A 12,079-nucleotide genomic window follows, 5' to 3' on the forward strand; every position below is an offset into this window, starting at 1 on the left:
AGGAAGGAGAGGTCGCCACGCGCCTGCTGCCGCTTAGGGCTGCAGCACTTCGACGGTGCCGGCGTAAGACAGGCGGCGCTTCTTGGCTTGCGGCACGGTGACCTTGGCGTCTTCCATGCCGGCTTCAATCCAGTACAAGCCCGGCTGCGCCCACTTCACCGAGAACTTGCCATCCTTGTCCGTTTTCAGCTTGATTTCGCCGACCTTGTCTCGATAGCGGCTGCCGCCGGGCACCACGTTCACTTCCAGTTCCGCGGCGGGCTTGCCATCCAGCAGCATCTGGAAGGCGGCTTCCTCGCCCGTGAACAGGTCATTGGGATGCGTGACGGGCGCCAGTTCCAGGCCGCGGCCCACCGGCTTGACGGCGGTGGGCTTGCCCGCCGTGACGAAGGTTTCGACGCGGCCCAGGCTTTGCGACACTTCCAGTTCCTGCGCGTTGGCGGGCACGGCCTGGGCCATGCCTTCCACCTTGCCGAAGTAGCGCTTGTTCTTGCCGTCTTCCTTCCAGCGCGCGAATACGCCGTCGTTGACGACCGCCACGCGATAGGTGCCGCTTTGCTTGAGCTGCAGGTCGAAGGTGCTGCGCAGCTTGCCGCGGTTCAGGTTCTCGGCTTCGGCGGCATTGCCGTCCGGTGCGATGACGGTCAGGCCGTCCAGGCGCAGCGGCGCGTGGTTGAAATAGAACTTGTCGTTGCCCACGGCCGCGTCGACCGTGATCCAGCTGTCGGTGCCTGACAGCACGGTGGAGGACGGCACGATCCAGACGTCATGCGCCTGCGAGGCAAAGGGCAGGCACAGCGCCAGGGCGGCGGCCAGTTTGGCGGCGGATTTCATGGTTGCGCTCCTTGAAGGCGGTTCAATGGGATCAGGGTTTGAGGTCGAGCGCGATGGCGCCCAATTCGTGTTCGCCGCGGGCGGTCAATTGCTCGGCCTTTTGCGGCGGCCATTGGAAGGGGATGCGCAGCAGTTCGCGGCCGCCCACCTCGCGGGCAGCTTCCACCACCACGGCGTACTGGCCGGGCTTGAGGCCCGACAAGGGCTTGCTGGCGGCGTCGAAGCTCAGGGCATGCTTGCCGACAGGCTTGGTCGCGCCGCTCACGCCGTCCACCGGGAACTGCTGGTTGCGGCCGCTGCGGCGCCACCACTGGCGCATGTCCTTCAGCCACTCGGTGCCTTCGTTGTTCTTCTTGGCCACGTCGTACCAGACGGCCAGGTCGGCCGCCACGCTCTGGTCGGGGTTTTCGATCCAGATCGCCACGTAGGGGCGGTGGTACTCGGCCACGTCCAGGCGCGGCACCTCGATGTTCAGGCCGATATCGGCCGCTTGGGCCGTTCGGGCGATCAGGCCGGCCAGGAGGGCCGACAAGAGCAATTTGCGCATGGAGTTCTCCAGGGGCGGATCGATGGAATCAGTGGATGAAGAGCAGGGCCAGGACCACGGGGATCACCACGCCCAGCCCCACCATGGGCCAGGTCGCGCTGCGGTTGCCGGCGTGCATTTTCAGCAGTACCAGCCCGGTCAGCGAAAAGACCAGACAGGCGACGGCGAAAATATCCAGGAACCAGCTCCAGGCCAGGCCCGTATTGCGGCCCTTGTGCAAGTCGTTCAGGTAGGAAATCCAGCCGCGGTCCGTGCGTTCGTATTCGACGTCGCCGCTGGCCAGGTCGATGGACAGCCAGGCATCGCCGCCGGCGCGCGGCAGCGACAAGTACACCTCGTCGGCAGACCATTCGGCCGTCTTGCCGGTGGTGGCGGCGTCCAGCGCCTCATCCAGCCACTGCGCCACGGGGGCGGGCAAGGGGGCCTTCTTCTGCCCGGAGGGCGCCGACAATTGCTTCAGCACGGCCTCGGGCAGTTGCGCCTGCCGGCTGGTCACGACGGCCTTCGATTCGATGTGCGAGGCGTTGTTCAGCGTCAGGCCGGTGACGGCAAACAGCAGCATCCCCAGCAGGCAAAGCGCCGAGCTGATCCAGTGCCATTGATGCAGCGTTTTGAGCCAATAGGCCCTGCGCCGGGGGGTGGGTTGACTGTCCATGCGGGATTCGGATTGAAGGCGCGGATTCTAACATTTAATGAGAATTACTCTTATAAAACACGGTGCTAAGCGCAGATGGAAATTTCAATCCGTTTCGAAGCGCCGCACCGCCGCTGAAGGCCTGTGACGTGGCGGCTGCCGCGCTGCGGGGATAAGATAGGCCACCCGTTACCAACACCGGAGGGCGTCATGCTGGAACCGCAATTGGTGGATCATATCGGTCGTCATTGGGGGTGGGTCGCCTTGCGCGGCGTCATCGCCATCCTGTTCGGATTGATGGCGCTGTTCATGCCGGCCATCACCTTGTCGGCATTGGTGCTGGTTTGGGGCGCGTTTGCGCTGGTCGACGGCGTGCTTGCGCTGATCGCCGGTATACGCATCCGCGATAACGGCAAACCGCTGTGGGCGTTGATCATCGTCGGCCTGCTGGGCGTGGCGGCGGGCATCGTGACCTTCCTGTGGCCCGGGCTGACCGCGCTGGTGCTGCTGTACATCATCGCCTTCTGGGCGCTGGCGGCCGGCGTATTCCAGGTCATCGCGGCCATCCGCTTCCGCAAGGAAATCCGCAACGAATGGCTGCTGGGCCTGTCGGGCGTCGTGTCCATTCTGTTTGGCGCCATGCTCATCGTGCAGCCCGGTGCGGGCGCGCTGGCGCTGGTGTGGGTCATCGGCATCTACGCCGTGTTTTTTGGCATACTGCTGCTGATTTTCTCCCTGCGGCTCAAGCAGCACCGGGCCCCCTGACGTCCATGACCGCCTACCAGACCCTGATCCCCCTGAACTTCCTGGCCGTGGGCCTGGGCGCCATCCTGGGCGCCTGGACCCGTTGGCTGGTCAGCCTGTGGCTGAACGTCGAATCCTGGCCGTGGGGCACGTTCGTCGTGAACCTGGCGGGGGGGTATCTGGTGGGGCTGGTGCTGGCGCTGGTGGCGGGACATCCCGAATGGCCGGCATGGGTGCGCCTGGGTGCCATCACCGGCTTCATGGGCGGCCTGACCACCTTTTCCACGTTCTCGGCCGAAACCGTGGCCATGCTGGAGCGCGGCGCCTACGGCAGCGCGCTGGGCTATGCAGGGATCAGCCTGGCGGGATCCTTGGTGTTGACGGCCGCGGGCATCGCCACGGCGCATCTGCTGCGCTAGGAAGGCTTGCCGGCCCCTGGCTGGCGGGCGGCGCAACGGTTACGCCGCATCGCCACCGGACCCACCCGCCGTCAATCCGCGCGAGGATTCAGGACGCGGGCGGCCTGCAGCCCGCTTTGCACCGCGCCTTCCAATACGCCGGGGTAGCCCGTGTCGGTCCAGTCGCCGGCCAGCGCCAACGTGGGCCAGGGCGTGGAATTCAACGGCCGCGTCAGGCCCGGCACCGCGGCGAAGGTGGCGCGTTTTTCAATCAGAAGCTCAGCCGCCGACACTTCCGGCATGGCCGGCAGGCGCGCGGGATGGCGCGCAGCTTGTTCTGCCACCTGGTCGATCAAGGCCTCGATCACCTGATGGCGATTGCGTTCCGCGATGCTGGTGGCGGCGCTGGCCACGACGGCCAGTTCGCCCGCCTTGGTGTCGCCGGCCAATTGCGCGCGGTCGAACAGCCATTGCCCGACGTGGCCGCGCGCCGCTTCTTCGCGCAGCATCATCATGGGTTCTGGCAGGCGCCAGGGTTCGGCCAGCCGCAGGTTCAGGGTTGCGATGGGCAGATAGGTGAACGCTTTCAATGCATCCAGCAGGCCCGTGGCGCCGGCTTGCCGCAAGGGCGCATCCAGCAAGCGGGCCGCGAAGGCGGGCGGCACCGCCAGCACGGCGGCGTCAAACCGTTCCTGATTGACGACGATGCCGTTGTCCGACGGCTCCAGTTGGCGCACGGTGCTGCCGTAGCGCATCGTGACCTGGCGCGCTGCGGCGTCCGGCCACAAGGCGGACAGGTCCGTGCAGGGCAGCAGCAAGTCGCTGTCTGCGCGCGTGCCGGCCAGGCTGTCGCGCAGCACGCGCGCAAACAGCGTCGCGCTGGCCGTGGCGGCAGGTGTGTTCAACGCGGCCAGGCAAAGGGGTTCCCAGACCTGGCGGATCAGCGCGTCGGATTGCGCGTGGTAATGCAGCAGTTGCTGCACCGTCCAGTCGCGCGGCGGCATCCACGACATGGCCTTCAGGCCGCGCATCAGGCGCAGGGAGGCAAAGCGGTCGGCCCACGACAGGCCGCGTGCGCGCAGGATGGCAATCGCCATGTGCAGCGGGGCGGGCAGGCGCGGGGCGGACAGATGGAAGCGGCCATCCAGGGACGCCAGGCGCAAGGGCCGGCGCATCAGCAGGGCATCGGGATTGCGGCCCACGCGGCGCATCAGCGCCAGCGTGTGCTTATAGGCGCCCGACAGCAGATGCTGGCCATTGTCCAGCGGGGCGTCGAAATCGCCATGGAACACGCGGCGGGCGCGCCCGCCAGGCGTGTGGCCGGCTTCGAACACGGTGACCTTGGCGCCGGCTTCGCGCAGGGCGACGCTTGCCGCGAGTCCCGCCCAGCCTGCGCCGATAACCGCCGCCTTCACCGCGCCAACCGGCGGACCAGTCCGCGTCCGCCGCCCACCCAGGTTTTCCACGCCAGCCACAGCTTGCGCAACGGGGTCAGCGAAATGCGCTGGTGCAGCACCTGCCAGTTATCGCGTTCGATCTCGTCAAGCAGCGCGTGATAGATGGCGGCCATCATCAGCCCGGGCCGCTGCGACCGGCGGTCGGCTTCGGGCAGGTTGCGCATCGCTTCGCGGTAAAGCTCGCGGGCACGGTCGGCCTGGAACTTCATCAGGGCGTTGAAGCGGTCCGAATACTCGCCATTCAGGATGTCCGATGCCTTGACCTCGAATTGCTGCATGTCGTTGACGGGGATGTAGATGCGGCCGCGGCGGGCGTCGTCGCCGACGTCCCGGATGATGTTGGTCATCTGGAACGCCAGGCCCAGCTTTTCGGCGTAGACCAGCGTCTTGGGATCGCTGTAGCCGAAGACGCCGGCGGACAGCTCGCCCACGACGCCGGCGGCATGCCAGCAGTATTTGCGCAGGCCCGGCCAATCCAGGTAGCGGGTCTGGTCCAGGTCCATCTCCATGCCATCGACCACGGCCAGCAGGCGCTCGCGGGTGATCGAACAGCTTTGCAGATGCGGTTGCAGCGCCCGGGTCACCGGGTGGTCCGGCTTGCCGTCGAACATTTGGTCGATCTGCGTGCGCCACCAGGCCAGCTTGACGCGGGCCAGCGACGGGTCGGTGCATTCGTCGACCACGTCGTCCACTTCGCGGCAATACGCATACAGCGCGGTGATCGCGCGGCGGCGTTCAGGCGGCAGGAACAGGAAAGAGTAGTAGAAGCTGGAACCGCTCTTGGCGGCTTTCTCCTGGCAGTATTCGTCAGGGGTCATAGATTAGGCAGGGCCTGTTACTTGATAGAGCGCCACAGCATGATGGCCCAGTCTTTGGCGCCCAATTCGGGGCGATTCATGAATACATCGTAGCCGCTCGCCTCGATACGCTCCAGCACGCGCAGCCCGCCTTGCACCACCAGGCGCAGCTCCAGGCCGATGCGGCCCGGCAGGCGGCGCGCCAGCGGAGCGCCGAAGTGTAGCAGCGCCCGCGTGCGTTCCACCTGGAAAGCCATCAGTTCGCGCCAGGCGGGCGTCAGGCGGCAGGCGGCCAGGTCGTCTTCGGTGACGCCGTGGCGGCGCAGGTCTTCCTGCGGGATGTACACCCGGTGCTTGTGCCAGTCCACCCGCACATCCTGCCAGAAGTTCACCAGCTGCAAACCCGAGCAGATGGCGTCGCTTTCGGCGATGTCCTGCGGACTGGTCGCCTCGAACAGGTGCAGCATCAGGCGCCCGACGGGGTTGGCCGAGCGCGTGCAGTAGTCGGCCAGCGCGGTGTAGTCCTCATAGCGCTTGACGATGATGTCCTGCTCGAAGGCGGACAACAGGTCGTAGAACGGCGTGATGGGCAACTGATGCTGGGCGATGGTCTTGGCCAGCGGGGTGAAGATGTCGGCCAGCGGCGGCAGGCCGGGCGGGGGCGTTGTGCCGGGTTCGGCGCCGATCCGATGCAGCTCGGTGCGGAACGCCGCCAATTGGGCCAGGCGCTCGTCGTCAGTGGCGCTGCCCTCATCGGCGATGTCGTCCGCGGCGCGGGCAAACCGGTAGATATCGGTCACGGCGCCGCGCAGCCTGCGCGGCAAGAGCAGCGAGGCGACGGGGAAGTTCTCGTAGTGATCGATAGACATGATTAGCAGCTCGGGTCGGGTCCCCGGGGACCCTGTCGACATCATTTTAGAGTAGTCGTTTCATCAGGGCACGATGACGCCCGGCGGGGGCGGCGATCAGTTAGACTAAAGCGCCACAGGATCCCACACCATGCCGCGCCCAATTTCCGCCACTGTCTCCGTTTCTGCCCTTGCGCACAATCTTGCCACCGTGCGCCGCCACCTTGAACAGACTGCCGCCGCGGCCTCCGGCCTGCCGCCGTCCATTTGGGCGGTCATCAAGGCCAACGCCTACGGGCACGGCATCGAACAAGCGGTAACGGGCTTTTCCAAGGCGCAGGGCCTGGCGATGCTGGACCTGGACGAAGCCGTCCGCTGCCGCGAGGCAGGGTGGGGGGGGCCGATCCTGCTGCTTGAGGGGTTCTTCAACCCGGCGGACCTGGATCTCGTCGACCGCTACCACCTGAGCACCACGGTGCACAACCGCGAACAGCTGGACATGCTGGCCCGCGCGCGTTTTGCCCGCCGCGTGGACATCATGCTGAAGTTGAACAGCGGCATGAACCGCTTGGGTTTCAGCCCGGGCGCCTATCCCGCCGCCCATGAACGCGCCGTGCTGCTGCAACAGCAGGGCACGGTGGGTTCGATCGGCAAAATGACCCATTTCGCCTGCGCCGACGGCCCCCAGGGCGTGAACGAGCAATTGGCCGTCTTTAATTCGGTGACGCATAGACTGCCGGGGGCGATCAGTGTCTGCAACTCCGCTGCCACGCTGCGGTTTGCCGACATCGCGGTCGGTTCGCCCACCCAGACGCATTGGGTGCGCCCCGGCATCTGCCTGTATGGCGCGTCCCCGTTCGCCGACGCCGAAGCCGCGTCCTTCGGCTTGAAGCCGGCCATGTCGCTCAGCTCCGAGATCATCGCAGTGCAAGAGCTCAAGGCCGGCGAATCGGTCGGGTATGGCGCCATCTTCCGTGCCGAACGCGCCATGCGCATCGGCATCGTCGCCTGCGGCTACGCCGACGGCTATCCGCGCCACGCCACCACCGGCACCCCGGTCGTCGTCGCCGGCATCCGTACCCAATTGGTCGGCCGCGTCTCCATGGACATGCTGATCGTCGATCTGGATCCCATCCCGGCCGCCGGCGTGGGTGCACCCGTGACCCTCTGGGGCGAAGACGGTCCCTCCGTGGACGAGGTCGCCCAGGCCGCCGGCACCATCGGCTACGAGCTGCTCTGCGCCTTGGCCCCGCGCGTCCCCGTCACCCGGGACGCCTGAACGGCCTGCTTTTCCCCTGGCGCGGTCGCCTGCGGCCACTGTCGTCCAGGGGTGTCCGGAGGGCAAGAATTGCTACGCAATTTACAAGACAGCCGACGCCGGATGGTGTCTACTTGGAACACCGGGCGCTCAAGCGCCCGTTTTTGACACAGAAAACAGACTGCGAGGTTTCCACCCATGAAGGACAAATGCGTGCTCATTACGGGCGCCACCAAAGGCATAGGCTGGGCGCTTACGCAACGCCTGTCCGACATGGGCTGTCACGTGGTCGGCATTGCGCGCAACACCACGGACGTCGATTTTCCCGGTTATCTGTACGCCTGTGACCTGGCCGACGCCGGGCGCACGGAAGAAGTCCTGCGGGAAATCCGCGACAAGTTTCCCGTCGACGCTGTGGTCAACAACGTGGGCATCGCGTCCCCGCAGCCGCTGGGCGAGATCGACCTGGCCACGCTGTACAACGTGCTGGACTTGAACGTGCGCGTCGCGGTGCAGGTGACCCAGGCGTTCGTCGAATCCATGAAAGTGCGCCGCGCCGGCCGCATCGTCAACGTGGTCAGCCGCGCCATCTACGGCGGCCTGGACCGCACGGCTTACTCGGCCGCCAAAAACGCGCTGGTCGGTTGCACCCGCACCTGGGCGCTGGAATTGGCCGAATACGGCGTCACGGCCAACGCGGTCGCGCCCGGCCCGATCGAAACCGAAATGTTCCGGGCCACGCGTCCGGCAGGCAGCGACGGTGAAAAGCGCGCGCTGGCCTCGGTACCCATGAAGCGCCTGGGCACGCCGGCCGAGGTCGCCGCCGCCATTGCGTTCCTGTTGTCCGACGATGCGGGCTTCATCACGGGCCAGGTGCTGGGCGTGGATGGCGGGGGCAGTCTGGGCGGGCGTTCCTAACGCGCAAGGGAATGATCGTACGGCGATTATTTTTCTTTACATTGTTCTGGCTGCTCGGCGCCGCAACGCCGGCGGTCGGCCAGACGCAGCAACCGCTGCTGCTCACGGTGCAAAGCCAGGTCCATCTTCAACGGGCCGTCCCGGCGATCTCGGACGACGATTGGCGATGGTTGCGTCAAAAGCAGGAACTGGTGCTGGGGGTTGTGCAAGAGGACCGGGCGCCATTCGAAATCGTCTACCGGGACGGCACCTATAAGGGCATCACGGCGGACGTGAGTACGCTGACGGCCCAACTGCTGGGCCTGAACCTGCGCTTGTTGTCCTATCCGACGCGGGAAGCCGCGCTGAAGGCGCTCGATCAGAAAACCGTGGACATGGTCGGCGGCGAGGCGCACCCCGACGATCGCAAGGTGGCGGCGTTCAGTTCGCCCTACATCGTTGATCAGGTGGCGATTTTCAAACGCGCCGCCGACACCCGGGACCTCCCACCCGGCCTGGACGGCCTGGAAGTCGCCGTTGGCGCGGACGGCGCGTTGGCCGCCGAGGTGGCGACGCGTTATCCCAAGGCGAAGATCGTCCGCTATGCCTCCACGGACGAGGGGCTCGGCGCGTTGGCATTCGGCCGCGCGGATGTGTATGTGGACGGGGCACTGGCGGCGTATCACAGCATCAACCGGTCTTTTTTCGACTACGTCAAGTTCGGCCGCTACACGGAGATTGCGACGCGGTACAGCTATGCGCTGGCGTTGGACAATGACCGGCTCCGCGGATTGGTGGACCAGGCCATCGTCGCAATCGGACAGACGCTGCCCGAGATCGCGCGCAGTTGGGCGGGCAGCGGCTTCATTCCCGGAAGCCGGAACATTTCCTTCACCCCCGACGAGTTGCGCTGGATCGAGGCGCATCCCAAGCTGCGGGTGGTGTTGAACGACGACCTTGCGCCCGCCGCCTTCTTCAATTCGAACAAGGCATTTTCGGGGCTCGCCTCCGATCTGCTGGAAATGGTCACTTTCCAGACCGGGATCCAGTTCGACGCCTTCAGCCGCAAAGGCAGCTTCCCCGACCAGATCAGGGCGGTCTCCGACGGCGAGGCGGATATTGCCATGATGACTCCGACCGTCGAGCGCGAGCAGGTGCTGCGGTTCAGCCAACCTTTTTCCGTCGACCCCCTGGTGCTTGTCACCCGGCGAGGCGTGGCCGGGCAGGGGCAGCCTGTGCGTACGCTGGCGATCGCGGGGGGTCATACCGCTGCCGAATTGGCCCCGCCGCGCTTTCCGACCGCCACGCTCGTGGAGGCAAGCTCGAGCCTGGATGCCATGAACCGGGTCCATGCCGGACAGGCGGACGGCGCAGTCCTGGCCTTGCCGGCCGCGCGCTACTACATCGGTCGCCTGTTCAAGGATGAACTCGCGATCAGCGACGTGCTGGATTCCCCGCCCGTGGCGCTCAGCTTCGCTGTGCGGCGCAACGATCCTGAACTGCAATCCATCCTGAACAAGACGCTGGCGATTTTGACGCCCTATCAGATGAGCGCGTTCGCCAACCGGTGGAAAGCGGAACCCGGCATGAGCGGGGAGACCTGGCGCGACTATGGCGTCATCATCGCCCAGGTCGTGGGCGCCGCGGTCCTGTTGTTGCTGGGCGTGCTGGCCTGGGTCGCGATGCTTCGTCGCCAGGTCCGTGCCAAGGGGTTGGCCAAACAGGCGCTGAACGAGCAATTGCAGTTCGTCAAGACCCTGATCGACAGCATGCCGCCGCCCATCTATGTGCGCGATGGCCAAGGGCGCATGCTGGTCTGCAATCGCAGCTACCTCAAGGCGATGGGGCTGCAGGCGGCCGACGTATTGGACAAGACCGCATTGGAGTTGCCGCCAGCCGAGTTCGAGGCGGCAGCGGACTTCCACGATACTTACATGCAGGCGATGCGCAAGGGAGAGATGATCTCGGGCGTGCATCGGGTGCGGATACGCGGCGTGGAGACCTGGGTCGATCATTGGGCGCAGCCGTTCGAAAATGCCGCAGGCGTGCCCAGCGGCGTGATCTGCGGGTGGCTGGACATCACCGAGCATCACAATCTGGTGCAGGAGTTCGCGGCTGCGAAAGATCTGGCGGATGCGGCCAGCCGGGCCAAAACGACGTTCCTGGCGACGATGAGCCACGAAATCCGCACGCCAATGAATGCGATCATCGGCGTGCTTGAGTTGGCCTTGAAACGCGCGGACGACGCACCCATTGACCGCAACAGCATCGAAATCGCGTACGCCTCGGCCCAAGGCTTGCTGACGTTGATCGGCGATATCCTGGACATTGCCCGTATCGAGTCAGGGCGCCTGAGCCTGACCCCGGCGCGCGCCGGGTTGCGCGAACAGGTCGAGTCCGTCGCTCGCGTGTTCGATGGCCTTGCGCGTCAGAAGGGGTTGCGCCTGCTGTTGGAAATGGATGCGAGCATCCAGACGGACGTGCTGATTGACGCGTTGCGATTCAAGCAAGTGCTGTCCAATCTCGTGGGCAACGCGATTCACTATACGCATGGCGGCCATGTCCGGATCCATGTGGAAGGCCACGCCGTCGAGTCGTCTTTGCTTCAGGTCGACATCGCGGTCGAGGACACCGGTATCGGCATATCGGAAGCCGACCAGCAGCGCCTGTTCAAACCGTTCGCCCAAGTGGGACGCGAGGCGGGCGCGACGGGCGGCACGGGCTTGGGGCTGGTCATCAGCAGGTCGCTCTGCGAAATGATGGGGGGCCGGCTGACGCTTGAAAGCGCGCCAGGCGTTGGAACCACCGTCAGGGTATCGCTTCGATTGCAGACGCTGCCAGCCGTGCCCGCGGCGGACCTGCCGTCGCGGCAGCAGCCGATGTCGCCTCGCGTGCTGCAGATTCTGGTGGTCGACGACCATTCGGTCAGCCGCCAGATATTGGCGCAGCAATTGCGCTTTTTGGGGCATGAAGTGGAAGACGCGCCAGATGGCGTCGCGGCCCTTGAAAAGTGGCGGATGCACCCGTTCGATGCCGTGATCACGGATTGCCGCATGCCCGGCATGGATGGCGCTGCCCTGGCGGGGGCGATCCGGCAGGAAGAAGCGCAACGCAACGCAGACAGGACCCTCATCATCGGCGTCACGGCCGACGCGCAACCGGAAGAGATCGAACGCTACGTGCAGGGCGGCATGGACGAGTGCCTGGTCAAGCCCGTTGGTCTGGACACGCTGGGCGCACGGCTGGCGCACCACCTGTCCGTCATGGCGCAGCCTGAGCCGGCCCGGGGCGGCATCCTTGCGGATGCACCCTTGTTCGATCTGGCCCCTTTGCTTGAGATCGCCGGCGGCGATGATGGCCGGCATTGGGCGTTGCTTGAGGAACTGATACGCACCAATCGCGAGGACATCGCCAAGGTTCAGGCCCGTGCGGAGCAGGGCAACCTGATGCAGGTCGCAGAGCTTGCGCACCGCATTCAAGGGGCCGCCAGCATATTGAAGGCGACCAGCCTGGTGCAGGCGTGTGCGGAGGTCGAGCGCCTCTGCCATCAAGTGGGGGAGGCAGAGGCACCGGCACTGGCATCGTCGATCCAGGCATTGGCGCAAGCCGTTCTGGCCCTGGAACTAGGCCTGCTCTCGCAGCGCGGGAAGCGGTAGGAGTCTGCG

General features: G+C 65.8%; 11 protein-coding genes. 5 read left to right on the plus strand and 6 right to left on the minus strand.

What is annotated here, in order from left to right:
• Nucleotides 1-33: 33 nt before the first annotated feature.
• From AC27VE_RS22390 to AC27VE_RS22400, 3 genes are read right to left on the minus strand one after another with little or no spacing between them, the layout of a single operon-like run.
• Nucleotides 34-834, minus strand: a complete 801-nt coding sequence (locus tag AC27VE_RS22390) for a DUF4198 domain-containing protein (RefSeq protein WP_488705006.1) — start codon at nt 832-834, stop codon at nt 34-36.
• Between the two features lie 31 nt (nt 835-865).
• Nucleotides 866-1,381 carry a DUF2271 domain-containing protein gene (locus tag AC27VE_RS22395; RefSeq protein WP_006225409.1) on the minus strand — a complete coding sequence of 172 codons (516 nt, stop codon included), beginning with the start codon at nt 1,379-1,381 and terminating at the stop codon, nt 866-868.
• Nucleotides 1,382-1,409: 28 nt separating this feature from the next.
• On the minus strand, nt 1,410-2,036 hold the full coding sequence (locus tag AC27VE_RS22400; protein ID WP_315139359.1) for a PepSY-associated TM helix domain-containing protein: 627 nt from the start codon (nt 2,034-2,036) through the stop codon (nt 1,410-1,412).
• Between the two features lie 189 nt (nt 2,037-2,225).
• On the opposite strand from AC27VE_RS22400, the gene AC27VE_RS22405 reads away from it, so the two are divergent.
• Both AC27VE_RS22405 and AC27VE_RS22410 read left to right on the plus strand, forming a co-directional pair.
• A complete protein-coding gene (locus AC27VE_RS22405; RefSeq protein ID WP_006225411.1) occupies nt 2,226-2,780 on the plus strand; it encodes an HdeD family acid-resistance protein in 555 nt (184 codons plus the stop codon).
• Nucleotides 2,781-2,785: 5 nt separating this feature from the next.
• The gene (locus AC27VE_RS22410; protein ID WP_488705007.1) at nt 2,786-3,178 is read left to right on the plus strand and encodes a fluoride efflux transporter CrcB; all 393 of its coding nucleotides are present in this window, start codon (nt 2,786-2,788) and stop codon (nt 3,176-3,178) included.
• A gap of 71 nt (nt 3,179-3,249) precedes the next feature.
• Here AC27VE_RS22410 and hpnE read toward each other — a convergent pair whose 3' ends face one another.
• Genes hpnE through hpnC form a run of 3 tightly spaced genes read right to left on the minus strand, consistent with a single transcriptional unit; the run spans nt 3,250 to nt 6,280 of the window.
• A complete protein-coding gene (hpnE, locus tag AC27VE_RS22415) occupies nt 3,250-4,572 on the minus strand; it encodes a hydroxysqualene dehydroxylase HpnE (RefSeq protein ID WP_006225413.1) in 1,323 nt (440 codons plus the stop codon).
• Nucleotides 4,569-5,432, minus strand: coding sequence for a presqualene diphosphate synthase HpnD (hpnD, locus tag AC27VE_RS22420; protein WP_088589973.1), 864 nt, complete (start codon nt 5,430-5,432; stop codon nt 4,569-4,571). The genes hpnE and hpnD overlap by 4 nt, the downstream gene beginning before the upstream one ends.
• 17 nt (nt 5,433-5,449) lie before the next feature.
• On the minus strand, nt 5,450-6,280 hold the full coding sequence (hpnC, locus tag AC27VE_RS22425) for a squalene synthase HpnC (protein ID WP_488705008.1): 831 nt from the start codon (nt 6,278-6,280) through the stop codon (nt 5,450-5,452).
• 130 nt (nt 6,281-6,410) lie between these two features.
• Here hpnC and alr point away from each other — a divergent pair, with 130 nt between their 5' ends.
• The 3 genes from alr (at nt 6,411) to AC27VE_RS22440 (ending at nt 12,070) form a co-directional block, all read left to right on the plus strand.
• The gene (gene alr / locus AC27VE_RS22430; protein WP_488705009.1) at nt 6,411-7,538 is read left to right on the plus strand and encodes an alanine racemase; all 1,128 of its coding nucleotides are present in this window, start codon (nt 6,411-6,413) and stop codon (nt 7,536-7,538) included.
• 177 nt (nt 7,539-7,715) lie between these two features.
• Entirely contained in the window at nt 7,716-8,435 is a 720-nt protein-coding gene (locus AC27VE_RS22435; protein ID WP_006225417.1) for an SDR family oxidoreductase, read from the plus strand.
• A gap of 41 nt (nt 8,436-8,476) precedes the next feature.
• Nucleotides 8,477-12,070: an ATP-binding protein gene (locus AC27VE_RS22440; protein ID WP_488705010.1), complete on the plus strand. Its 3,594-nt coding sequence runs from the start codon at nt 8,477-8,479 to the stop codon at nt 12,068-12,070.
• Nucleotides 12,071-12,079: the final 9 nt, after the last annotated feature.

Source organism: Achromobacter sp. 18P8.1.1 (assembly GCF_057799415.1).